At 72.6% G+C, this 23,427-nt stretch carries 16 protein-coding genes; 7 read left to right on the top strand and 9 right to left on the bottom strand.

All coding sequences use genetic code 11. From position 1 onward, the window contains the following. Positions 1-214 precede the first annotated feature (214 nt). Positions 215-1,813: a protein kinase gene (locus tag ACIBK9_RS50690; RefSeq protein ID WP_397166535.1), complete on the top strand. Its 1,599-nt coding sequence runs from the start codon at positions 215-217 to the stop codon at positions 1,811-1,813. A 73-nt stretch (positions 1,814-1,886) separates the two neighbouring features. Here ACIBK9_RS50690 and ACIBK9_RS50695 read toward each other — a convergent pair whose 3' ends face one another. Then, positions 1,887-3,242, bottom strand: coding sequence for a sensor histidine kinase (locus ACIBK9_RS50695; protein WP_397166536.1), 1,356 nt, complete (start codon positions 3,240-3,242; stop codon positions 1,887-1,889). Positions 3,243-3,345: 103 nt separating this feature from the next. Continuing rightward, entirely contained in the window at positions 3,346-5,793 is a 2,448-nt protein-coding gene (gene aceE / locus ACIBK9_RS50700) for a pyruvate dehydrogenase (acetyl-transferring), homodimeric type (RefSeq protein WP_397166538.1), read from the bottom strand. Between the two features lie 18 nt (positions 5,794-5,811). Here aceE and ACIBK9_RS50705 point away from each other — a divergent pair, with 18 nt between their 5' ends. Next, on the top strand, positions 5,812-6,450 hold the full coding sequence (locus ACIBK9_RS50705) for a GntR family transcriptional regulator (protein WP_397166540.1): 639 nt from the start codon (positions 5,812-5,814) through the stop codon (positions 6,448-6,450). Between the two features lie 34 nt (positions 6,451-6,484). On the opposite strand, the gene ACIBK9_RS50710 is transcribed toward ACIBK9_RS50705, so the two are convergent. The 7 genes from ACIBK9_RS50710 to ACIBK9_RS50740 form a co-directional block, all read right to left on the bottom strand. Next, positions 6,485-7,867, bottom strand: coding sequence for a DHA2 family efflux MFS transporter permease subunit (locus tag ACIBK9_RS50710; protein ID WP_397166541.1), 1,383 nt, complete (start codon positions 7,865-7,867; stop codon positions 6,485-6,487). A 1-nt stretch (position 7,868) separates the two neighbouring features. Then, complete coding sequence (locus ACIBK9_RS50715; RefSeq protein ID WP_397166543.1) at positions 7,869-9,494, bottom strand: AMP-binding protein; 1,626 nt, start codon at positions 9,492-9,494, stop codon at positions 7,869-7,871. A gap of 37 nt (positions 9,495-9,531) precedes the next feature. After that, positions 9,532-10,371 carry a family 3 encapsulin nanocompartment shell protein gene (locus tag ACIBK9_RS50720; protein WP_358298335.1) on the bottom strand — a complete coding sequence of 280 codons (840 nt, stop codon included), beginning with the start codon at positions 10,369-10,371 and terminating at the stop codon, positions 9,532-9,534. Between the two features lie 9 nt (positions 10,372-10,380). Further along, the gene (locus tag ACIBK9_RS50725) at positions 10,381-11,103 is read right to left on the bottom strand and encodes a sulfotransferase family protein (RefSeq protein WP_358298333.1); all 723 of its coding nucleotides are present in this window, start codon (positions 11,101-11,103) and stop codon (positions 10,381-10,383) included. After that, the gene (locus ACIBK9_RS50730; protein ID WP_397166545.1) at positions 11,100-12,083 is read right to left on the bottom strand and encodes an aldo/keto reductase; all 984 of its coding nucleotides are present in this window, start codon (positions 12,081-12,083) and stop codon (positions 11,100-11,102) included. Before ACIBK9_RS50730 ends, ACIBK9_RS50725 begins: the two co-directional genes overlap by 4 nt. Positions 12,084-12,099: 16 nt before the next feature. Continuing rightward, complete coding sequence (locus ACIBK9_RS50735) at positions 12,100-15,138, bottom strand: amino acid adenylation domain-containing protein (RefSeq protein WP_397166547.1); 3,039 nt, start codon at positions 15,136-15,138, stop codon at positions 12,100-12,102. 70 nt (positions 15,139-15,208) lie between these two features. Beyond that, entirely contained in the window at positions 15,209-16,339 is a 1,131-nt protein-coding gene (locus tag ACIBK9_RS50740; protein ID WP_397166548.1) for an NAD(P)/FAD-dependent oxidoreductase, read from the bottom strand. Positions 16,340-16,827: 488 nt separating this feature from the next. Here ACIBK9_RS50740 and ACIBK9_RS50745 point away from each other — a divergent pair, with 488 nt between their 5' ends. The 5 genes from ACIBK9_RS50745 to ACIBK9_RS50765 all read left to right on the top strand — a co-directional run bounded on the left by ACIBK9_RS50745 (position 16,828) and on the right by ACIBK9_RS50765 (position 23,346). Beyond that, on the top strand, positions 16,828-17,130 hold the full coding sequence (locus ACIBK9_RS50745) for a 4a-hydroxytetrahydrobiopterin dehydratase (protein WP_358298325.1): 303 nt from the start codon (positions 16,828-16,830) through the stop codon (positions 17,128-17,130). Positions 17,131-17,240: 110 nt separating this feature from the next. Then, positions 17,241-18,968 carry an MFS transporter gene (locus tag ACIBK9_RS50750; RefSeq protein WP_397166550.1) on the top strand — a complete coding sequence of 576 codons (1,728 nt, stop codon included), beginning with the start codon at positions 17,241-17,243 and terminating at the stop codon, positions 18,966-18,968. A gap of 69 nt (positions 18,969-19,037) precedes the next feature. Beyond that, positions 19,038-19,661: a TetR/AcrR family transcriptional regulator gene (locus ACIBK9_RS50755; RefSeq protein ID WP_397166552.1), complete on the top strand. Its 624-nt coding sequence runs from the start codon at positions 19,038-19,040 to the stop codon at positions 19,659-19,661. Then, entirely contained in the window at positions 19,661-21,397 is a 1,737-nt protein-coding gene (locus tag ACIBK9_RS50760) for an ABC transporter ATP-binding protein (protein ID WP_397166553.1), read from the top strand. The genes ACIBK9_RS50755 and ACIBK9_RS50760 overlap by 1 nt, the downstream gene beginning before the upstream one ends. Continuing rightward, a complete protein-coding gene (locus tag ACIBK9_RS50765; protein ID WP_397166555.1) occupies positions 21,394-23,346 on the top strand; it encodes an ABC transporter ATP-binding protein in 1,953 nt (650 codons plus the stop codon). The genes ACIBK9_RS50760 and ACIBK9_RS50765 overlap by 4 nt, the downstream gene beginning before the upstream one ends. Positions 23,347-23,427: the final 81 nt, after the last annotated feature.

Here is a 23,427-nt window from a genome sequence, read left to right on the forward strand (position 1 = left end):
TTGTTCGGTGACACGCATGTGCACGGCACCGAGGGGGTGCAGTTCTACACGCGGGGCAAGGTGGTGACCTCGCGTTGGCTGGACCCGTCCCACGGTGGCGTGAACCTCGGCTTCCCCACCAACGGGTGACCCCGCGCCCGCCCTTCTCACAGGATCGACTCGAAGCCTGTGCGGCCGTTGCATGAGGGCGGGATGATCGGGTAGGCAGGGCGGCATGTCACTTTCGCACTGTGCGGGCTGGTTGCTGGCCGGGCGCTACCGGCTGCTGTCCGAACTGGGCCGCGGTGGCATGGGCCGGGTCTGGCGGGCCCACGACGAGCTGCTCGACCGGCAGGTCGCGGTCAAGGAGGTCACCCTCGGGCACGCGCTGGGGACCGAGCGGGAGCGGCTGCTCGGCCGGACGATGCGGGAGGCGCGGCTGGCCGCCCGGCTGAGCCACCCGCACATCGCCGCCGTCTACGACGTGGTGGTGGCCGACGAACGGCCGTGGATCGTGCTCCAGCTCGTGCCCTCGCGCAGCCTCGCCGACGTGATCGCCGAACGCGGGCCGCTGTCCCCGCCCGACGCCGCGCGCCTCGGGCTCCAGGTGCTGGAGGCGCTGAGCGCGGCGCACGCCGACGGCATCGTGCACCGCGACGTCAAGCCCGGCAACATCCTGCTGAACGGCGACCGGCACGCCCTGCTCACCGACTTCGGCCTGGCCACCACCCTCGACGACCAGGCCAACATCACCCAGTCGGGCATGGTGGTGGGCACGCCCGCGTACATCGCCCCGGAACGCCTGCGCGGCGGCCACGCGACCCCGCAGGCCGACCTATGGTCCCTCGGCGCCACCCTGTACGCGGCCGTCGAGGGCCAGTCGCCCTTCCCGCACAGCGGCCACCTGGCCGCACTGACCGCGGTGCTCACCTCCGAGCCCGCGCCGTTCCACCTGGCCGGGCCGCTCGCGCCGGTCATCGCCGGTCTCCTGACCAAGGACCCCGCCCGCCGGATCGACGGCGAGGAGGCCCGGCGGCGCCTGACCCGGGTGGCCGCGCTGGGCGACGAGGAACCCCACGACACCGCCGCCATCCCCCTGGCCGACTCCCTGCCCAACACCGGCGACCTCCTTCCTCCCACCCTCTTCCCCGCGGCCCCCGCCCCGGAGGTCTCCCTCCCCGCCCCGGAAGCCGTTCCCGCCCCCGTCCCGGAGGCCGCCCCCGTCTCGGTGGGCGTCCGGGACGTGGGGGCCGTCGCCGGGACGCGGCCGGACGCCAGGCGGCGGATCCCGGGCTGGGACCGCGCGGTACGCAGGACCGGCGAGCGGAACCACGCCGTGCGCCGGACCATGCCCGACGCCGCGCGCGGGCTTCGCGCGCACCGCGAGCTGCTGCCGTTCTCGGTGTCGATCCCGCAGCCGGGCAGGCCGCAGCGCTGGCGGCAGCTCACCGCCCTGGCCGCGCTCGTCACCAGCGTGCTCCTCACGACGTCCTGGAACGGCGACGGCGGCCCGCCCGCCGCCACCCGCACGCCCTCCTACGCCGACCCGGCGCCGAACCAGGCCACCGAGCACGAGGGCATCATGCACGCCGTGGCCATCGCGCGCGACCGCTCTTCGGAGGGCGCCTCCGACCGCGCGGCCGAGCAGAGCGGCTCCCGCCGCCGTCCGCCCGCCCAGCCCGTCGCCCAGCCGCCGGCCCAGCGGCCCGCCGTGACCGGCGCCACGTCCGGCGCCACGTCCGGCGCCGGCTCCGGCAAGGGGCGGAAGGTCGGCCATCAGTCCGCCAAGGCCAAGCACGGCAAGGGCCTGGCCCGCGGCCACGGCAAGCACTAGAACCCCGCGGCCACGGCAAGCACCAGGACGCCGCGGCCCCGCCAAGCACCAGAACCCCGCGGCCCGCACCCCGTCAGGCGAGGGGGAGGCGGAGGACGAAGCGGGCGCCCTTGGGGGAGTCCTCGATGGTCAGCGTGCCGTGGTGCGCGGTCGCGATCTCGCGGGCGATCGGCAGCCCGAGGCCGGTGCCGCCGGCGTCGCGGTTGCGGGAGTCGTCCAGGCGGATGAAGCGCTGGAAGACGAGCTCGCGCTGGCCCGGTTCGATGCCTCCGCCGTCGTCCAGGACCTCCAGTACGGCCCGGCCGCCCTCCTGCCGGACCGTCACGGTGATCTGCGCCTCGGCGTGCCGCTCGGCGTTGTCCAGCAGGTTCGTCAGCAGCCGGGTGAGCTGCAGCCGGTCGCCCATGACCACCACGCCCTCGTCCGGGCCGGTGACCACGCGCTTGGCCCGCGGCCTGGCGGTCTCGGCGGTGACCAGCTCGCCCAGGTCCACCGGCTGGTGGTCGCTCGGCGCCCCGGCGTCCAGCTTGGTCAGCGTGAGCAGGTCGGTGACGATGGCCTGCAGCCGGTCGAGGCTGGCCAGCACCTGGGTGCTGGTCTCCCGCCAGTCGGTCTCCTCCGGATGCAGCATGGCCTCCTCGACCTGCGCGCGCATGGCGGTGATCGGGCTGCGCAGGTCGTGCGAGGCGTCCCCGGCGAACCTGCGCTGCTGCTCCATCGCGGCCTCCAGGCGGGCCCGCGCCGTCTCCAGCCGTTCCAGCGTCTGGTTGGCGGTCTCGGCCAGGGCTCTGATCTCGTCGTCGGTGTCCGGGACGGGCACCCGCAGGCCGCCGCCGTCCGCGGTGATCTCGGCGAGCCTCTTGGTGATGCTGCTGACGGGGGCGAGCGTCCTGGCCACGACCCGCGACACCCCGAAGAAGGTCAGCCCGACCAGCAGCGCCGACACCACGATCTGGAACAGCACGACCTGCGGGCTGACGAACCAGGGGACCGCGGGATCGAAGGCATAGATGATCCAGGTGCCCTCGGGCTGGTAGGCGCGCAGGGCGACCACGAGCTCGCATCGGCCGGGGAAGGCCGGCAGGTCGCAGCTCCTGCTGACGTAGTTCGCCTGGTCGCGGGGGATGTGGGCCGTCTGGCGGGGGGCGTCGGCCAGGTTGGGCGTCCAGGCGACGGCCCGCCCGGCCGGGTCGACGACCTGGATGCCGTCGAGGCCGAGGGGTTCCAGCACCTGGGGCAGCTGGTTGCGCTTGACCATGAGGAGCACGCGCAGGGCCCGCCCGGACACGTCGCTGGCGCGCACGTCGGCGACGTCGTCGTGGATGCCGAACATGACGAAGCCGCTGACGACGACGTTCAGCAGCAGCATGGCGATGCCGGCGAGCAGTGCCAGCCGCGTACGCAGCGACCGGCGCAACCGTGTTCTCACCCGTCTCCCCCCGGGATCAGCAGAACACGGTTGGTGCACCAGGCCCTAACTTAGGGAGATTCCTCGATAAATACGGTTACGCCGGGACGAGTCGCCCCCGCTGCTACTCCTCCACCGCCTTCAGCACGGCGTCCGCGATCGACCGCGGATCGACCCCGAAGTGCCTGCGCACGGCCTCCCGGGTGTCGGAGAGCCCGAACCCGTCGGTGCCGAGCGAGGTCCACGGCCGGTCGATCCACGGCCTGATCTGGTCGGGCACGGCCCGCATCCAGTCGCTGACCGCGATCACCGGCCCCTCGGTCCCGGCCAGCGCCTGCCGCAGGTACGGCACCCCGGTCGCCGACATGGCCTCGCGCCGCAGCTCGCTCCACGAGGTGACCGACCAGACGTCCACGCCCAGCCCGTACTCCTCGGCCAGCAGCCGCTGGGCCTCCAGCGCCCAGTGGATCGCGGTGCCGCTGGCCAGCAGGTGCGCGGCGCCGCCGCCCGCGGAGTAGCGGTAGATGCCCTTGACGATGCCCTCCTCGACGCCCTCGGGCATCGCGGGCTGGGGCAGCGGCTCGTTGTAGAGGGTCAGGTAGTAGAACACGTCCTCGGCGGCCTCGCCGTACATGCGCCTGAGCCCGTCGCGGACGATGACGCCGACCTCGTAGGCGAAGGCCGGGTCGTAGGCCAGGCAGGCGGGGTTGGCGGAGGCCAGGAGCTGGGAGTGGCCGTCGGCGTGCTGCAGGCCCTCGCCCGTCATGGTGGTGCGGCCGGCGGTCGCGCCGAGCAGGAAGCCGCGGCCGAGCTGGTCGGCCAGGGCCCACATCTGGTCGCCGGTCCGCTGCCAGCCGAACATCGAGTAGAAGATGTAGAACGGCACCATCGGCTCGCCGTGGGTGGCGTAGCTGGTGGCCGCCGCGGTGAAGGAGGCCATCGAGCCGGCCTCGGTGATGCCCTCGATGAGGATCTGCCCGTCCACCGCCTCCTTGTACGCCAGCAGCAGCTCCCGGTCGACGGACTCGTAGCGCTGGCCGAGCGGCGAGTAGATCTTGGCCGTGGGGAACAGCGACTCCATGCCGAACGTCCTGGCCTCGTCGGGCACGATCGGCACCCAGCGCCGCCCGGTCTCCGGCTCCTTCATCAGGTCCTTGACCAGCCGGACGAACGCCATCGTGGTGGCGATCGGCTGCGTCGAGCCCTTGGCCAGGGCCGCGAACGGCCGCTCGCCAGGTTGCGGCAGCGGCCGGTCGGCGACCGTGCGGCGGGGGATCGGGCCGCCCAGCTCCCGGCGGCGCTCGGCGACGTACTCGGCCTCGGCCGAGCCGGGCCCCGGGTGCAGGTACGGCGGCAGCTCCCCGGCCAGCGCCGAGTCGGGGACCGGCAGGCCGAGCCGGTCGCGCATGACGCGGAACTCGTCGAGGGTGAGCTTCTTCATCTGGTGGTTGGCGTTGCGCGCCTCGACGCCCGCGCCCAGCGTCCAGCCCTTGACCGTCTGGACCAGGACCACCGTGGGCGCGCCCCGGTTCTGCAGCGCCCGGTGGTAGGCGGCGTACACCTTGCGCGGCTCGTGCCCGGCCCGCGAGCCGCCGACGATGCGCCGCAGGTCGTCGTCGGAGTACGGCACGTCGAGCCCCTGGAACAGGTGCTGCCTGATGTAGGCGCCGTCGGCGGCGGCGAACGTCTGGAACTGGCCGTCCGGCACCTCGCCGAGCCTGGCCACGAGCTCGTCGGAGCCGAGCAGGCCGTCCCACTCGGCGCCCCACAGCGCCTTGACGACGTGCCAGCCCGCGCCCCGGAAGACGCTCTCCAGCTCCTGCACGATCCGGGTGTTGCCGCGTACCGGGCCGTCGAGCCGCTGGAGGTTACAGTTGATCACGAAGGTGAGGTTGTCCAGCCCCTCCCTGGCGGCCAGCGTCAGCGCCGCGGTGGACTCCGGCTCGTCCATCTCGCCGTCACCCAGGAAGGCCCAGACATGGCTGTGCGAGGTGTCCTTGATGCCGCGGTTGTGCAGGTAGCGGTTGAAGCGTGCCTGGTAGACCGCGTTGAGCGGGCCGATGCCCATCGACACGGTCGGGAACTGCCAGAAGCCCGACATCGCCCTCGGGTGCGGGTACGACGGCAGCCCGCCCTGCGTCTCGCGCCGGAACAGGTCGAGCTGCTCCTCGCTCAGGCGCCCTTCGAGGAAGGCCCGCGCGTAGACGCCGGGGGAGGCGTGCCCCTGGAAGAAGACCTGGTCGTCCGTGCCGTGGAAGAAGTGGTTGAAGCCGACCTCGTACAGCCAGGCGGCCGAGGCGTAGGTGGCCAGGTGGCCGCCCAGGCCGAGCTTGCTGCCCCGGCTGACCATGACGGCGGCGTTCCACCGGTCGTAGGCCGCGACGCGTTCTTCGAGCTCCAGGTCGCCGGGGTACGCGGGCTCCTCGGCGGTGGGCACCGTGTTGAGATAGCGCGTGCTCGTGGCGAGCCTGCGCAGCAGGTAATCGGCCCGATCGGGACCGGCCGCCCGCCGGACCGCCTCAAGCGATTCGAGCCATTCGGCGGTCTCCTGTGGATCCAGGTCTTTCTCCATGCTTCCATTAAACACCATATGATCGATCATCCGATGAAAGGATTATCTGTGGAGCCCGTGGTGCGGCCGCCGTTGCGCGAGGAGATCAGGAAAGTGCTGCTCGACGGCCTGATCAGCGGCCGCTGGGAGCCCGGCGAGCGCATCGTCGAGCGCCGCCTGGCCGCCGAGCTCCAGGTCAGCCAGGCCCCCGTACGCGAGGCGCTGCGCGAGCTGGAGGCGCTCCGGCTGGTCGAGTCGGCGCCCAACCGCGGCGCCCGGGTACGCGGCTTCACCCTCGACGACCTGCGCGAGGTCTACCAGGTCCGGGCCGGGCTGGAGGAGACCGCCACCCGCCTCGGCCGGCCGCCGGTCGCCGCGCTGCGCGCCCACGTGGCCCGCCTGCACGCCGCCGCGGCCGCCGGCTCCCTCGACGACCAGGTCAGCCACGGCGTCGCCTTCCACCGGGAGATCGTCGCGGCCTCCGGCAACGCGCTGCTGGTGTCGGTGTGGGAGTCGCTCGGCGTCGAGGTCTGGACGCACGTGTCGATCCGGCTGTTCCGGATGCGGCCGCACGAGAACGCGGCCGACCACGAACCCCTGGTGGAGGCGTTCGAGCGGGACGACCCGCGGGCCGGCCGCCTGCTGCACGACCACGTCCTGGCCTACGCCCCCGACTGACCCGACGGGCCCGTCCCTCGAAGCCGTGCGCCGGTCAGGCGCGTTGCGCGGCGGGCTCGGCCCGCGGAGCGCGCAGTCCGGCGGCGGCGACGGCGACCAGCGCGCACAGGCCGAGCATCGTCAGCCACACCCCCTGGTACGCCCCGATCGCCCCGAGCCGGTCGCCCGACAGCACCAGCACCAGCGCCGAGACGCCGATGACGGCCCCGACGGCCCGCGAGGTCACCGACAGGGCGGTGCCGGTGGCCAGCCGCGCGGGCGGGATCTCGGCCACCGCCGCGCCGCTCAGCGACGTGATCAGCACGGCCACCGCGACGCCCGACAGCACCACCGCGGGCAGCACCACCGTCAGGTACGCCGGGGCGTCCCCCGTCGCGAACGCCAGGTACGCCGTGGACAGGGCCAGCAGCGCCACCCCGCACAGGGCGAGCGGGCGATGGCCGGTCCTGGCGGCCAGCCGCCCGGCGAGCGGCGCGGTCAGCACCTGGACGAGCGCCCCCGGCGTGACGGCGAGCCCCGCGGCGGCCACGGAGTACCCCCAGATCCCGGTCAGGAACAGGATGTTGGCCAGCGGCAGCGCGAACATCACCAGCCCGACCAGGAACATCGCGAGGTTGGCCCGCTGCGTGCCGCGCGCCCGCAGCGCGCCCAGGTCCACGATCGGCGCGGGATGCGTGCGCGCCCGCCGGACGAACAGCACGGCCACGACGACGCCCGCGACCAGCGCCGCGATCGTGCCGGGGCTGCCCGGCCCCCACGCGTCGCTCTGCACGATCGCCAGCGAGGGCAGCCCGATGGCCCCCACCAGCAGCAGCAGCCCGGCGATGTCCGGCAGCCGGGACGTGGCCGCCTCGCCCGCCCCCTTGGGCACGATCCGCCAGGCGCCCGCCAGCACGGCCGCCCCGACCGGCAGGTGCAGGAAGAACACCGTCCGCCAGTCCCAGACGCCGACCAGCATGCCGCCCAGCGACGGCCCCGACGCCGTCGCCACCGACTGCGCCGCGCTCCACAGCCCGATCGCCGTGCCCCGGCGTTCCGGCGGGTAGTACGGCAGGATCAGCGCGAGCGTCAGCGGCGTGATCACCCCGCCGCCCACGCCCTGCACGACCCGGGCGGCGATCAGCGCGCCGGCCGACGGCGCGACCGCGCACAGAGCGGCGCCGGCCACGAACACCGCGAGGCCGGTCAGGAACACCCGCCGCGCGCCGAACCGGTCGGCCAGGCCGCCGGCCGGCAGCAGCGCCGCGGTGAACACGATCGCGTAGCCGTTGAACACCCACGACAGCTCCGGCAGGCTGCTGCGCGGGAAGCTGCGCAGGATGTCGGGGAAGGCGATGTTCGCGAGCTGCACGTCGATCGCGCCGAGGAAGGCGCTCCCGCACAGGACGGCCAGCGGGAGCGCCCGTGAGCCGGCCACCTCAGTCCGACGCCGCGCCGAACCGCTCCCGCAGCTCGACCTTGCGGATCTTGCCGGTGACGGTCCGCGGCATCTCCTCGACGATCTCCAGGCGCTCGGGCCAGAACCAGTCGTTCACGCCGGCCTCCTTGAGGTAGGCGCGCAACTCCTCCAGCGTGGGCGGCTCGCCCGACGGCGTGACGACGGCGCACACCTGCTCGACCAGCGCCGGGTCCGGGATGCCGATGAGGGCGATGTCGCGGATCGCCGGATGCCGCCCGAGCAGCGCCTCGATGTCGCTGACCGGCAGCTTGAGGCACATGTTGGCGATGATCACGTCCTTGGTCCTGCCGGAGATGCGCACGCCGCCGTAGCCGTCGTCGCGGGCCAGGTCGCCGGTGTCGAACCAGCCGTCCGGGGTGATCGACTTGGCGTAGATCTCGTCGCGCAGGTAGTAGCCGAGGCACTGGGCCGCGCCGCGGACCTGGAGCGCGCCGATCTCGCCCTTCTCGACCGGCTTGTTCTCCTCGTCGACGATGCGCACCTCCATGCCGGAGATGACCGTGCCGTCGCTCTCGCCGGCCCGCTCGGGCGGGTCCTCGGGCCTGGTCATGGTGACGCCGCCGTTCTCGGTCATGCCCCACAGCGCGTACACGCGCACGCCCAGCGTCTCGGTGACCCGTTCCACCAGGTGCGGCGGGACGGGGGCCGAGCCGGAGACGAAGACGCTCAGGCTGGGCAGCTCGCGCGGCCGGGCCGCCTGCTCCTCGCTGATCTCCCGGGCGAACGGCGGCGAGCCGTAGTACATGGTGACGTCGTGGTCGGCCATCAGGTCGAGGTAGACGCCTGGATCCCAGGCGTCGGCCGTGACCGCGGTGCCGCCCAGCGTCAGCGCCGTCAGGTACGCCATCACCAGGCCGACGTAGTGCATCGACGTCTGGGCCGTCATGATGACCAGGCTCGGGTCCAGCCCGAACGCCTCCGCGTAGCCCTTGATGTCGGCGTACAGGGTGTTCTGGCTGTGCAGGGCGCCCTTGGGCTCGCCGGTCGTGCCCGAGGTGAACAGGATGAGGAACGGGTCGTCGGGGCCCAGCTCGCGGCCCTCGATGTCGGCCGGGTCGCCCGGTTCGGGGTTGAGCAGGAGCTCGTCGAAGTCGAGCGAGCCGGGCGGGCCGTCGCCGCCGACGACGATCACGTGCTCCAGGCTCGGGATCTCCCGGGCCAGGGTCATCCCCGTCTCGGCCGTGTCCAGGTGGCCGATCCGGCTCGTGGTGACGAACAGCTTCGCCTCGGTCAGCCGGATCATGAAGTCCAGCTCGCGGTGCCGGTAGATGGGCATCTGCGGGGCGATGCGCGCGCCGACCTTCATGCACGCCAGCGCGAGGGGCAGCGTCTCCCTGCGGTTGGGGAGCTGGATGGCGACGAAGTCGCCCGGCCGCACGCCCAGCCGGACCAGGCCGTGCGCGATGCGGTCGGTCATCGCGCCCAGCTCGGCGTACGTGACGACGTCGGTGACACCGTCGGCGACGCGCCGGCTGATCAGTGCCGCCTTGTCGGGGGACGTGGCCATGTTGCGGCGTAAGTCGTCCAGAAAGGTCTCGTCGCGCCACCAACCATTGCGCCGGTATTCCTGGCTCGTGTCCGACACGGTCACCGCCTTTCGTCGTTCTCGTTCTACTCGATTGCTATGAAGTGGGAAATACGGTGTTTTCCCCGGCTGGGGTGACCAGGTAGAACAACCCCGGCAGATGCACCGCAACGCCCTCGTACACCTCCGCGCAGACGGCCACGCCCGGCCGGGCGAACGTGCCGGGCGGCGGCTCGGCCACCCGGATCACCGAGCGGCCCGCGTCCAGCAGCCTGGCCGCCACGGAGATGTCGCCGACCAGGGCGTCACCGGGGGCGACCCACCGGTTGCGGCTGACCTTCATGCCGTTGCCCTCGGCCAGCTCGGCCAGCAGCCCGCCGCGGCCGATCAGCCGGTGGTAGTAGTCGCGCGGGTTGACGATCATCGCGTGCGGGGTCGCGCCCGACTGCTCGACCTCGTCGCAGGCCGACAGCACGCCGTGGACGTAGTCGTCGTACGGCAGGCGGGCGATCTCCGGATGGCCGAGCAGGGCGGTGGTCAGGGCCAGGTTCTCGGCCGTGGCCAGCCGGACCAGCAGGCGGTAGTCGAGGAAGGTGGCCAGGGCGTCCGGGTCGGCGGCCAGGCCGTCGGGGATCTGCACCCACGCCCGGATCGGATGCACCTTGGCCTCCGACATGCCGAACCTGAAGGCCGCCTCGCGGCGCACGTCCGAGTCGCGTACCGACCGCCGCTCCTCCTCGCCGGGCGGCGACTCCGTCCAGAACCGGGCCGTGTCGCCCTCGACGGGGACGACCTTGAGCAGGTTGCGCACGGTCAGGCGGGGGCGGTCCTTGGTCGGCTCGTGCGCCTCGGTGATGGTGTAGTCGAAGGTCACTTCCGCGTGGCCGGGGTCCTCGGCGTAGGCCCGCGCGAACAGCCGGCCCGGTGACTCTGACATGGATACTCCCTATTCGTCCTGGACGAGGCGCTGGTAGAAGGGGAGGTGGTGGTCGTAGAAGGCCCGCAGGGCCGGATGGTTGTCCACGGTCGCGGCGTAGACGTTGCCGCGGTCCTCGAACCCGGCGCTGCCGCTCGCGTCCAGGTGCCAGCGGCGGGTCCGCCCCCACTCCGGGCGGTCGCCGGCGGCCCAGCTGAGCGAGCCGGGCAGGAAGGGCAGGCCGGTGTAGGCGCAGAACTCCTCGACGACCGCCGCCGGCTCGCGGATCAGCCGTTCGGTGCGGATCACCAGCGGCCGCCGGCCGGTCGCCTCCCGGACCAGCTCGTGCAGCAGGAACAGCCGCTCGTAGCCGATCTCGTCGCAGGTCACCGCCGGTTTGATCGCGTAGTGCGAGGCGATGGTCGGCCGCGGGTCGCGCACGATGAACGTGTGGACGATCCCCGCCAGGTCTTCCGGATGCTTGAACAGGTGCGGGTACTCGTAGTCGAGCACCTCCTTGACGAACACCGGCCGCGCCCGCGCCAGCTCGGCCAGCCGGACCAGCAGGTCCTTCTCCGACCGGGCCGTCACCTCGCCGCCGTCCGGCGCGGGCAGCGTCAGCGAGCCCTCCTCGGTCAGTGCCAGGAACGGCTCGTGCAGGACGGCCACGTCGCCCCGCTCGATCATCATGCGCAGGAACGCCGTCGAGGCCGAGCGCGAGTGCGCCCACATGGCGACCAGCGGCCCGCTCACCCCGACCACCAGGCCGGCACCCGGTCCCAGCGGTGCCGCCGCAGCTCGCTCAGCAGGTCAGGGTCGAGCGGCCGCCCGTCGGAGACGCCGAGGTTGGCCCGCACGTGCGCCGGCCTGCGCATCCCCGGGATCACCGTGCTGACCGCCGGGTGGTGCAGCACGAACCGCAGCGCGACCTCCGGCAGTGACATCCCCTCCGGGAGCGCCGCCTTGAGCCGTTCGGCCCGCTCGACGCTCGGCCCCAGGTTCTCCGGCCCGAAGTACGTGCTGCGCCAGTCCTCCTCCGGCCACGTGCTGTCCGCGGTCAGGGTGCCCGTGAGGGTGCCCTCGTCGAACGGCACCCGGGCGATGATGCCCACGCCGTCGCGCAGCGCCCGGTCGAACAGCTCGTCCTCGGGCGCCTGGTCGAAGATGTTGTAGATCACCTGGATGACGTCGATCAGGCCGGTGTCGAGCGCGGCGAGGCAGTTGGCCGGCTCCCACCGGTTGACGCTGATGCCGACCGCGTCGATCAGGCCCTCGCTCTTGAGGTCCCTGATCGCCTCCTGCCACCGCTCGTCACGGGCCCAGCGGTCCTCCCAGGTGTGGAACTGCATGAGGTCGATGCGCGAGACGCCCAGGTTGTCCAGGCTGCGGTGGGTGTACTCGCGGATGTGCTCGGCGGGGTAGGCGTCGTCGAGGGTGTCGTCCGGTTTCGGCGGCCATTCGCGGTTCTTCGGCGGGATCTTCGTGGCCACGTACAGCCGGTGGCCGGAGTGGCGGCGCAGCAGCGCGCCGAGCAGCTGCTCGCTGACGCCGCGGCCGTAGACCCAGGCGGTGTCGAAGAAGGTGCAGCCCAGTTCGACGGCCTCGTCGAGGCAGCGGGGGGCGACGTCGTAGTCCCAGCCGGTGAAGCCGCCGGGGCCGCCGCCGATGCCCCACATGCCGTATCCGACCTCGCTGACCTCCCAGCCGAGGTTTCCCATCTTGCGGTAGCGCATTCCTGACCTTTCCTGATCAACCGGTGGGCACCCGCTGCCCGGCCGTGCCCGCCAGGCGGGCGTGGTAGGCGGCGATCGGGCCGTCGAGGGTGCCCTCGCCGAGCCGCCATCGCTGTTCGAGCCTGTGGCACTCGTCCTTGCGGAACAGCGCGGGGTTGTCGGTGAGCAGCCCGCCGAACGCCCGGCGCAGCTCCTCCTCGTCCGCCGCGGCGGGCAGCAGGGAGGCGAGCGTGATCAGCTCGCGGTCCCCGCTCGCCCGGCCGGTCTCGCGCACGAGCCGCGCGAAGTCGCCGCACGGGATCGGCGTGACCGGCACGCCCGCCCGCGCCGGCACGTCGTCGATGCGGACGCTCTCGGCGCGGAAGACGTGCAGCGTACGGCCCCAGACCTCGGGGTCGGCCACGGCCGCCCCGACCCGCGCGGCGACGTAGTCGACCGGGGTGTAGTCGGTGCGCGTGGCGACGTCCGGACGCACGCCGAGCCGCATGAACGCCGACAGCAGCAGGTGGGTGAAGGCGACCGGGTTCGGATAGCCGTTGTCGGCGCTCGGCATGATCTCGCCCAGCCGCAGCACGGTCACCAGCGCGCCCCGGCGCCGGGCCTCGGCCAGGTAGCGCTCGGCGATCCACTTCGACCGGCTGTAGCCGCCGCCCGGCGGCCTGGCCAGCGCCGGGTCGCAGTCCTCCGGGACGCGCTCGCCCCTGTGGAGCGCCTCCGTCTGCAAGGCGCCCAGCGTCGAGACGTAGTGCAGCGGCACCGGGTGGTGGGCCATCGCCAGCCGCACCAGCTCGATCGTGCCGCGCACGTTGGCCTGACGGTGGGCGCGGTAGTCGAACAGGAAGTTCACCATCGCGCCGTTGTGCAGCACCAGGTCGCAGGCTCGGGCCAGATGCTCCCAGGTGGAGCCGTCCAGCCCGAGGCCGGGTAAGGACAGGTCGCCCGCGTAGCCCTCCAGCCGGTCGGCGAAGCGCGGCTCCCACAACCCCCGCTCGGCGAGCGCCGCGACGACCCGGGCCGTGGCCGCCTCGTCGTCGGCCGCCCGCGCCAGGCAGCACACCCGCAGCCCGCCGCGGCTCAGCAGCTCGTGCACCAGGCGGCTGCCGACGAACCCGGTGCCCCCGGTGACCAGCACCGTGCGCAGCCGCTCCGGCCTGGACGCCCGCCGGATGGGCTCCCCGTCGGGCACCACGGAGTCGCGCGCCATCAGCACCGACTCCTCCTCGATGGCCTCGTGGTCCTGCCGCCGCCGCTCGATCAGCCGGGCCAGCGCGCCGGCCGTCGGGTGGTCGTACAGGTCCTTGACGTCCACGCGCACGCCGGTCTCGGCGGTGATCATGTGGACGACGGACAGGGCCTGGATGGAGTCGCCGCCCGACTCGGCGAAGTGCGTCTCGGCGGTCAGGCCGGGCCAGCCCAGCGCCGAGCGCATCGCCCGCAGCACCTGGTCGCCCAGGCACGCGGTCGGCGCGCTCTCGGCCAGCAGCGCGGTGTCCTCGGCCAGCCGGCCGTCGAGGATCTCCTGGAGCCGGCCGCGGTCCACCTTGCCGTTGTCGTGCAGCGGCATCTCGACCAGCGGGAAGAAGTAGCGGGGGACGCTGGTCCGCGGCAGCGTGCGGCGCAGCTCGGCGGCCAGCGCGGCCTCGGTCAGGCCCCTTCCGGAGGCGAACAGCGCCAGCGCCTTGACGCCCGCCTGCTCGGCCACCAGCACCTCGGCCTGCAGCACGCCGGGGCAGCGCTGGGCCGCCGCGGCGATCTCGCCCAGCTCGATGCGGACGCCGTGGATCTTGACCTGGAAGTCCTTGCGGCCGGCGAAGAACAGGCGGCCGTCGTCGTCCAGGTGGCCGAGGTCGCCCGTGAGGTAGAGGCGCTCGCCCGGGATCTCGTCCGGAAACGGGTTGCCGACGAACGCCCTGGCCGTCGCGGCCGGGTCGCCCAGGTAGCCCGCGCCCAGGCAGGCGCCGCCGATCGCGATCTCGCCGGTCGTGCCGGGCGGGACCGGGCGCAGGTCGTCGTCCACCACGACCGCGTAGCAGTTGTCGATCGGGCGGCCCAGCGGGACCGCGTCGCCGTCGACCGCCGACACCCGGTGGAAGACCATCCCGATCGACGCCTCGGTGGGGCCGTAGCCGTTGGTCAGGTCGAGGCCGGGCAGCAGGGCCATCAGGCGGTGCACCGCGCGCGGGCTGACCGCCTCGCTGCCGACGACGAGCCGGCGCAGGGACGACAGCGCGCGCAGGGCGGCGGCGTCGCCGTCCACGATGGCGACCAGGGCGTTGAAGACGCTGGAGACGAAGTCGGCGGTGGTGATGCCGTACCGGGCGATCAGGTCGATGGTGTGCCGGAGGTTGAGGAAGTCGCCCTGCACGGGCAGCACCGTGCGCCCGCCCGTGGTCAGCGGCCAGAACAGCTGCCACAGCGCGGAGTCGGAGGTGTGCCTGCTGTTCTGCAGCACGACGTCGTCGCCGGTGGCGGCGAAGTAGCGGGTCATGAAGCGCAGCCGGTTGGCCAGGCCGCCGTGCCGGTTCATCGCGCACTTGGGGGTGCCGGTGGTGCCGGAGGTGAAGTAGCCGTACGCCAGGTCGTCCGGGCCCAGCTCGACCGCCGGGCGTTCGGCGGTCGGGACGATCGTGTCGATCCCGACGATCACCGCCCGCTCGGCCGCGCCCGGCGGCAGCGGCTCGCCGCCCGCGCACAGGATCGGCCCGTCCGGCAGCACGTCCAGCGTGTCGCGCACGCGCTCGACCGGCCACGACGGGTCGAGCGGCACGAACGCCGCCCCCAGCTTCATCAGCGCCAGGTACGCGACCGGCAGTTCCAGCGAGTTGACCAGCAGGGCGGCGACCACGTCGCCCTTGCCCACGCCGTGCCCGGCCAGCGTCGCCGCCAGGCCGTTGACCAGGTCGTCCAGTTGCCTGTAGGTGAGGGTCCTGCCGTCGTAGGTGACCGCCGGCCGCTCCGGGCACCGGTCGGTCTGCTCCTCGATCAACGCCGGGACGGGACGGAACGGGCCGAAGTCGACCGCCCGGCCGGTGAAGCCGCGGGTGTTGCCGGTCATCTCCACCTCTCTGTCAGGAATGTACGAACGGCGACCGGCCCCTTTGCCTCACACGCCCCCGTCGCCTTCCTCATAGGCGTTCCAAGTCGTTCCGGAGCCGGCCCGGCGCGTACGCCGGTTCGGCGGCTCCGTCCGTCGCCGCGGCGGCGGCGATCCGGCCCGCCGCGGGCGACGTCTGCACCCCGTAGCCGCCCAGGGCGGCCAGCCAGACGAACCCCGGCGCGCCGGGCTCCGGCCCGATCACCGGCGTCCCGTCGGCCACCTCGCTGCGCAGCCCCGCCCAGGCGTGCCGGACGCTGCGGATCTCCAGCGTCGTGGCCTCCTGGACGCGCCGCACGCCGACGGCGACGTCCAGGTCGTCGGGGCGGGCGTCGCAGGGCGGGACGGGCGTGGCGTCGGCGGGGGAGACCAGCAGCCGCCCGGACTCGGGCTTGACGTAGAACGTGTCCGCCACGTCGGTGACCATCGGCCAGGACCGGGCGTCCGTCCCCTCGGGCAGGTCCACCAGGAACGCGGTCCTGCGCAGCGGGCGCAGGCCCACCGGCCGCACCCCGGCCAGCCCGGCGACCTCGTCGGCCCACGCCCCGGCCGCGTTGACCAGGATCGGCGCGGCGTGCTCGCCCGCGTCGGTGACCGCCCGCCAGACGCCGCCCGTGCGCGACAGCGCCCGGACCCGGGCGGAGGTGACCACCTGGCCGCCGCGCACCCTGATGCCGCGCAGGAAGCCCTGGTGGAGGGCGTCCACGTCGATGTCCATCGCGCCGGGCTTGAGCATCGCCCTGCTGAACCGGCCAGGACGCAGGATCGGGCAGTGCTCCGCAGCCTCGGCGGGGTCGATCTCCACCGCCGGCGTCGGGGCCCGCCGCCCTTCGGCCAGCACCTCGTCGAACAGCTTCTCGCCGCCGTGCGGGCACAGCGCGAGCACGCCGCGCGGGCTCAGCAGCGGGACGTCGGCGAAACCCGGTGGAGGCGCGGCGAGGAAGTCCCTGCTCGCCGCCGTGAGAGCCCGGACGGCCCGGTTGCCGAAGTACTCCGAGAAGAGCGCCGCCGACCGTCCGGTCGAGTGGTGGCCGGTGACCTGCTCGGCTTCGAGCAGGGTCACGGTGCCTGACCTGGCGAGGAAGAACCCCGCACAGGCGCCCGCGACGCCGCCCCCGACAATGAGAAAATCTCTCACGTCCGTAAACTGATCACATTTCACCGTGTTTCGGCAAACAGTTTGTACGTCCTGACAGAAATGACTTGCCCGAAATGCGCGGTAAGTCAGGTCGAAAATGCTGTAATTCAAGCATTTATATAAACGATCTTGTGATTACCGGCCTGTCAGGGCCTCGGCGGCGGTGGCCGGGCGTTCCGGCGGCGTCAACCCCTATGTCAGAAACGGCGCAGGCGTGCGCTCCGAGTGTCAGATCCGATCGCTGAGCGCGCGCAGCAGACGTCCGAAACCCGGCGCCGCCAGGCGCGGCGGGACGGCGGCCATCAGCCGCATCAGGGGCTCGCTCTGCATGAGCGTCCGCGGGCCCGACAGCGCGAGCCGAGGCGCGGGCCGCCCGCCCTCGCCAGCAGCACCCGCATGCGACAGCCCCCTCTACGAATCGTAGTACTACACGCTATAGAGGGAAATGACGGGTGTGAAGCGGGCCATCGGTGGTAGCCGAGCGTCGGGAAGCCGACGACTTTGGGGGGAACATGGCCGAGCGCCTGACCGACGAGGACATCGACACCGCCCTGGCGGCGCTGGAGGGCTGGCGGCGGGACGGCGACGCCCTGGTCAAGGACGTGCCGATCACGCCCGACAGCTACGGCTGGCTGAGCGAGGCGGTGCACAACGAGGGCGCCACGCTGGGGCACCAGGCCGAGATCGAGCGTACGGCGGAGGGCATCCGCTTCCGGCTCTCGACGGGCGAGGCCGGCGGGGTCACCGAGCGCGACGTCGAGCTCGCCGCCCACATCGACCAGGTCCTCGACGGCGGCGCCCGCGACCGCGGCTGACCTGCCCTTTCGGCGCAGGGCCCGTTTCGCGGCCAGGTCGATGTGCAGGGCGCACAGGTTGTGCAGGGGGCACATCCTGTGTAGGGTGCATTCGGACAATAGGGGGATTAATGGTGCATTCCGCGCCCAGTCCGCGCTCCGGCGGCGGGATCGTCAGCGTGCTCGCGGTCGCCGGCATCGTCGGCTCGCTCATGCAGACGCTGGTGGTGCCGCTCATCGGCCGGCTGCCGCGGCTGCTGCACGCGAGCGCCGCCGACACGTCCTGGGTGATCACCGTGACGCTGCTGGTCGGCGCGGTCGCCACCCCCGTCATCGGCAAGCTCGGCGACCTCTACGGCAAGCGCACCATGATGCTCGTCTGCTCGGTGCCGCTCGTTGCCGGGTCGGTGGTGTGCGCGCTGTCCGGCTCCCTGATCCCCATGATCGCCGGACGCGGCCTCCAGGGGCTGGGCGTCGGCATGATCCCGCTCGGCGTCAGCGCGCTGCGCGACCTGCTGCCGCCCCAGCGGGTCGGTCCGGCCATCGCGCTGATGAGCTCGTCCATGGGCATCGGCGGCGCGCTCGGGCTGCCGATCTCGGCCGCGGTCGCCGAGTACGCCGACTGGCGGGTGCTGTTCTGGGGCTCGGCCGCGCTGAGCGTGCTGGTCGGGGTGCTGATCTGGCTGCTGGTCCCGGCCACGCCCGCCGCCGCCGTCCGGGGCCGGCTCGACCTGGTCGGCGCGTTCGGCCTGGGCGCGGCGCTGGTCTGCCTGCTGCTCGGCGTGTCGAAGGGCGGCGACTGGGGCTGGTCGAGCGGCGCCACCCTCGGGCTGCTCGGCGGCGCGGTGCTGCTCGCCCTGCTGTGGGGGCTGTGGGAGCTGCGCGTCCGCGACCCCCTCGTGGACCTGCGCACCACCGCCCGCCCCCAGGTGCTGCTCACCAACGTGGCCTCGATCCTCGTCGGCTTCGCCATGTACGCCCAGTCGCTGGTCCTCATCCAGATCCTGCAGCTGCCCGCGGCGCTCGGCTACGGCCTGGGACAGTCGATGCTGGCCGCCGGGCTCTGGATGGCGCCGTCCGGGCTGATGATGATGGCGGTCTCCTCGCTCGGCGCCCGGCTGTCGGCCGCCCGCGGGCCCAAGACCAGCCTGTTCGTCGGCGCGCTGGTCATCGCGGCCGGCTACGGCACCGCGCTCGGCCTGATGGGCTGGAGCTGGGGCCTGATGATCGCCGGTTGCGTCGGCAGCGCCGGGGTCGGCCTGGCGTACGGCGCGATGCCCGCCCTCATCATGGGCGCGGTCCCGAGGAGCGAGACCGCCTCCGCCAACAGCTTCAACACCCTGATGCGCTCCATCGGCACCTCGGTCTGCGCCGCCGTGATCGGCGTCGTCCTGGCCCAGCTCACCGTGACGGTCGGCGGCCACACGCTGCCCTCGGAGACCGGCTTCCGCACCGCCCTGCTGATCGGCTGCGGCGTCGCGGTGGTCGCCGCGCTGGTCACCCTCACGCTGCCGAAGACCAGGACCGCCGACGCCCCGGCCCCTGTCGCCGCCGCGCCCCCCGCCACGACCGCCGCCACGAGCCCCGCCCCGGCCCCGGTGGCCGGGCCCGCCCCGGCCGCCGCCGACGTCCTCGGCCCCTGGGAGGACGCGTTCCGCACGCACGACCCGGCCCCCGAGGGCCGCCACCACCCGCGGCCGGTCCAGCCGGCGGAAACGGGCGTGCTCTCCCTGGAGGAGCGGGACGAGCTGCTCTGGCTGCGCCGCGAGAACGCCGAACTGCGCCGTGAGCTGGACGTGCTCATGCGGGGCGCCGGCGTGTGGCTCAAGAACCTGGCCGACGACAAGCCGGCGGGCTGACCTGCCGATCCACATGTCCGGCAAATAATGATTTGAACGAGCGAGTACTCACTCATTACGCTCGTCCGCATGACCAAGAGGCGACGGGTGCCCGCGATGGCGCCCGAAGACCGCCGTGCCGCCCTCATCGAGGCCACCGTCCCCCTGCTGCGCGCGCACGGCACCGCCGTCAGCACCCGCCAGATCGCCGAGGCCGCGGGCGTGGCCGAGGGCACGATCTTCGGCGTCTTCCCCGACAAGGCCACGCTGCTGCGCGCGGCTTTGATGAGCGCGTTCGACCCCCGTCCGGCCGAGGAAGCCCTCGCCGCCATCGGCGCCACCGCCGGGCTGCGCGCCCGGCTGCGTGAGGTGGCGGCGCTGCTGCGGGCCGGCATGAAGGCCAACGTCAACATCTTCGCCGTGCCCCGCGAGCTCATGGCCGAGGACGCCGAGTTCCGCGAGCACATGCTGGACAGCCGGGCCCGCATCACCGCCGCGATCGCCGCCCTCGTCGAGCCCGACCGCGACCATCTGCGCCGCTCGCCCATGGCCACGGCGCAACTGCTGCTCATGCTCGTCTCGGTGAGCGTCCACCGCGGTTTCGGCCTGTCCGACGACTTCGGCGACATGGACGACGAGGAGCTCGTCTCCGTCCTGCTCGACGGGCTGCTGCTGCCCTCCTACCGCACCCCCATCACAGAAAGCGTCCGTTGATGCTGCTGCGCCTGCTGCGGGTCCAGCTCAGGCCGTACGGGAAGGAGATCACCCTCGTGGTCCTCTTCCAGTTCGTGCAGACACTGGCCACGCTCTATCTCCCCACACTCAACGCCGACATCATCGACCACGGCGTCATCACCGGCGACACCGGTTACATCATGCGCGTCGGGCTGGTGATGCTCGGCGTGACGCTCGTCCAGATCGTCTGCTCGATCGTGGCGGTCTACTACGGCGCCAGGACGTCGATGGCCCTGGGCCGCGACCTGCGCGCCGCGATCTTCCACCGCGTGCAGGGCTTCTCGGCGCAGGAGGTGAACAGGTTCGGGGCGCCGTCGCTGATCACCCGGACCACCAACGACGTGCAGCAGGTGCAGCTGCTCGTGCTGATGACGTTCACGATGATGGTGGCCGCGCCGATCATGTGCGTCGGCGGCATCGTGCTGGCGCTGCGCCAGGACACCGCGCTGTCGTCGCTGCTGCTCGTCGTGCTGCCGGTGATGATCGTCATCGTCGGCCTGGTCGTCTGGCGGATGCGGCCGCTGTTCCGCACCATGCAGGAGCGCATCGACCGGATCAACCAGGTGCTGCGCGAGCAGATCACCGGCATCCGGGTCATCCGGGCGTTCGTCCGCGACCGGCACGAGCGCGAGCGCTTCGGCGTGGCCAACGACCGGCTCACCGACGTCTCGTTGCGGGTCGGCCGGCTGATGGCGCTGATGTTCCCCTCGGTCATGCTGGTCGTGAACGTCTCCAGCGTCGCCGTCATCTGGTTCGGCGGCCACCGCATCGCCGACGGCGCCATGCAGGTCGGCGCGCTGACCGCGGTCATCTCCTATCTGATGCAGATCCTGATGTCGGTGATGATGGCCATGTTCATGTTCATGATGATCCCGCGCGCCGAGGTCTGCGCCGAGCGCATCGAGGACGTGCTCGGCACCGACCCGACCGTCCACCCGCCCGCGAACCCCGTCACGCCCGACGGCCACCGGGGCGAGCTGGAGCTGCGGTCGGTCGACTTCCGCTACCCGGGCGCCGAGGACCCGGTGTTGTGCGGGGTGAGCTTCGCCGCGCGGCCGGGCCGGACCACCGCGATCATCGGCAGCACCGGCAGCGGCAAGACCACGCTGCTCAACCTCGTCCCGCGGCTGTTCGACGCGACCGCCGGCGACGTGCTGGTGGACGGCGTCAACGTCCGCGACCTCGACCCGGCGGCGCTGTCCCGCGCGGTCGGCCTGGTCCCGCAGTCGCCCTACCTGTTCTCCGGCACCGTGGCCTCCAACCTGCGCTACGGCCGGCCCGGCGCCACCGACGAGGAGCTGTGGCGGGCCCTGGAGATCGCCCAGGCCCGCGAGTTCGTCGAGGCGATGCCCGGCGGCCTGGACGAGCCGATCTCCCAGGGCGGCACGAACGTCTCCGGCGGCCAGCGCCAGCGCCTGGCCATCGCCAGGACCCTCGTCCACCGGCCCGGGATCTACCTGTTCGACGACTCCTTCTCCGCCCTCGACTACGCCACCGACGCCCGCCTGCGGGCCGCCCTGGCCGAGGAGATCGCCGACGCCACGATCGTCATCGTCGCCCAGCGGGTGAACACGATCCGCGACGCCGACCTCATCCTCGTGCTCGACGAGGGGCGGGTGGTGGGCAGCGGCGACCACGCCGAGCTCATGGAGACCTGCCCGACCTACCGCGAGATCGTGCTGTCCCAGCTCACCGAACAGGAGGCCGCGGCATGACCGCCCAGGCTCCCGCGCGCCGCCCGCAGCCCGCCTTCGGGCCGGGCAGGATGATGGCCGGCCCGGCCGAGAAGGCGCTCGACTTCGGCGGCACGCTGCGCAAGCTGCTGCGCCTGCTGCGGCCCGAACGCGCGATGCTCGGCGTCGTGCTGGCGCTCGGCACGGCCAGCGTCGCGCTCACCGTCACCGGGCCCAAGATCCTCGGCCACGCCACCGACCTGATCTTCTCCGGCATCATCGGCGCCCGGCTGACCCCCGGGCTCACCAAGGAGCAGGCCGTGGCGGGCCTGCGCGCCAAGGGCGAGGACAACTTCGCCGACATGGTCGCCTCGATGAACGTCGTGCCCGGCCAGGGCATCGACTTCACCGCCCTGGCCCACGTCCTGGGCTGGGTGCTGGCCATCTACGTGGTGGCGGCGCTGCTCGGCATCGCGCAGTTCCGGCTCACGACGACCATCGTCCAGCGGGCGGCGTCCCGGCTGCGCGAGCGGATCGAGGCCAAGCTGGGGCGGCTGCCGCTCAGCTACTTCGACGGCCAGCCGCGCGGCGAGATCCTCAGCCGCGCCACCAACGACACCGACAACATCGCCCAGACCCTCCAGCAGACCATGAGCCAGCTCATCTCCTCGGTGCTGACCGTCGTGGGCGTGCTGGTGGTGATGTTCTGGATCTCGCCGATCCTGGCGCTCATCGCCCTGGTCACGGTGCCCGTGTCGGTCTACGTCACCACCGTCGTCGGCAAGCGGTCGCAGCCGCAGTTCGTCAAGCAGTGGTCGTCCACCGGCAAGCTCAACGGCCACATCGAGGAGATGTACGGCGGCCACACCCTGGTCAAGATCTTCGGCCGCCAGCAGGAGGCCGTCGCCACCTTCGAGGAGCACAACCAGGCCCTGTACGCCTCCAGCTTCCGCGCCCAGTTCATCTCCGGCCTCATCCAGCCGGCGATGATGTTCATCGGCAACGTCAACTACGTGCTGGTCGCCGTCGTGGGCGGGTTCAAGGTGGCCTCGGGCGCGATCTCGCTGGGCGACGTGCAGGCGTTCATCCAGTACTCCCGGCAGTTCAGCCAGCCGCTGACCCAGGTGGCCGGCATGGCGAACCTCGTCCAGTCGGGCGTCGCCTCGGCCGAGCGGGTCTTCGAGCTGCTGGAGGCCCCCGAGCAGTCGGCCGAGCCGGCCGAGCCCGCCCGTCCCGCCGAGCTGCGGGGGCGCGTGGCGTTCGAGAACGTCTCCTTCCGCTACGCCCCCGACCGGCCGCTGATCGAGAACCTGTCGCTGACCGTGGAGCCCGGCCAGACCGTGGCCATCGTCGGCCCCACGGGAGCGGGCAAGACGACCCTGGTCAACCTCATCATGCGGTTCTACGAGGTGACCGGCGGCCGCATCACCCTCGACGGCGTCGACACGGCCGAGATGTCCAGGGAGGAGCTGCGCGCCGACATCGGCATGGTGCTCCAGGACACCTGGCTGTTCGGCGGCACGATCGCCGAGAACATCGGCTACGGGGCCGAGGGCGCCACCCGCGAGCGCATCGAGGCCGCCGCCCGCGCCGCCCACGTCGACCGCATCGCCCACACGCTGCCCGACGGGTACGACACGGTGATCGACGAGGAGGGCGCCACGGTCAGCGCGGGTGAGAAGCAGCTCATCACGATCGCCCGCGCGTTCCTGTCCGAGCCGGCGATCCTCATCCTGGACGAGGCCACCAGCTCGGTCGACACCCGTACCGAGGTGCTCATCCAGCGGGCGATGAGCTCGCTGCGCGAGGGCCGGACCAGCTTCGTGATCGCCCACCGTCTGTCCACGATCCGCGACGCCAGCCTCATTCTGGTCATGGAGGAGGGCCGAATCGTCGAGCAGGGCACCCACGAGGCCCTCCTGGCGGCGGACGGCGCCTACGCCCGCCTCTACTCCGCCCAGTTCGCCCAGGCCGCCGTCGAGGTGGACTGACCGCCATTCTCCCGGGCCTTCGCTTTGACGTCATTGACGGCCGGACTATCTCCTGGTCAGCGACGTTCTGACCAAAAAGCG

It is taken from the genome of Nonomuraea sp. NPDC050227, from assembly GCF_044459705.1.
In the GTDB taxonomy this organism is placed as follows: Bacteria; Actinomycetota; Actinomycetes; order Streptosporangiales; family Streptosporangiaceae; genus Nonomuraea.

Coding starts and splice junctions, on each gene's coding strand:
- ACIBK9_RS50720 (WP_358298335.1), bottom strand. CDS start 10,371: ATGTCAGAGTCACCGGGCCGGCTGTTCGCGCGGGCCTACGCCGAGGAC.
- ACIBK9_RS50690 (WP_397166535.1), top strand. CDS start 215: ATGTCACTTTCGCACTGTGCGGGCTGGTTGCTGGCCGGGCGCTACCGG.
- ACIBK9_RS50760 (WP_397166553.1), top strand. CDS start 19,661: ATGCTGCTGCGCCTGCTGCGGGTCCAGCTCAGGCCGTACGGGAAGGAG.
- ACIBK9_RS50755 (WP_397166552.1), top strand. CDS start 19,038: ATGACCAAGAGGCGACGGGTGCCCGCGATGGCGCCCGAAGACCGCCGT.
- aceE (WP_397166538.1), bottom strand. CDS start 5,793: ATGGAGAAAGACCTGGATCCACAGGAGACCGCCGAATGGCTCGAATCG.
- ACIBK9_RS50730 (WP_397166545.1), bottom strand. CDS start 12,083: ATGCGCTACCGCAAGATGGGAAACCTCGGCTGGGAGGTCAGCGAGGTC.
- ACIBK9_RS50765 (WP_397166555.1), top strand. CDS start 21,394: ATGACCGCCCAGGCTCCCGCGCGCCGCCCGCAGCCCGCCTTCGGGCCG.
- ACIBK9_RS50705 (WP_397166540.1), top strand. CDS start 5,812: ATGATCGATCATCCGATGAAAGGATTATCTGTGGAGCCCGTGGTGCGG.
- ACIBK9_RS50750 (WP_397166550.1), top strand. CDS start 17,241: ATGGTGCATTCCGCGCCCAGTCCGCGCTCCGGCGGCGGGATCGTCAGC.
- ACIBK9_RS50735 (WP_397166547.1), bottom strand. CDS start 15,138: ATGACCGGCAACACCCGCGGCTTCACCGGCCGGGCGGTCGACTTCGGC.
- ACIBK9_RS50745 (WP_358298325.1), top strand. CDS start 16,828: ATGGCCGAGCGCCTGACCGACGAGGACATCGACACCGCCCTGGCGGCG.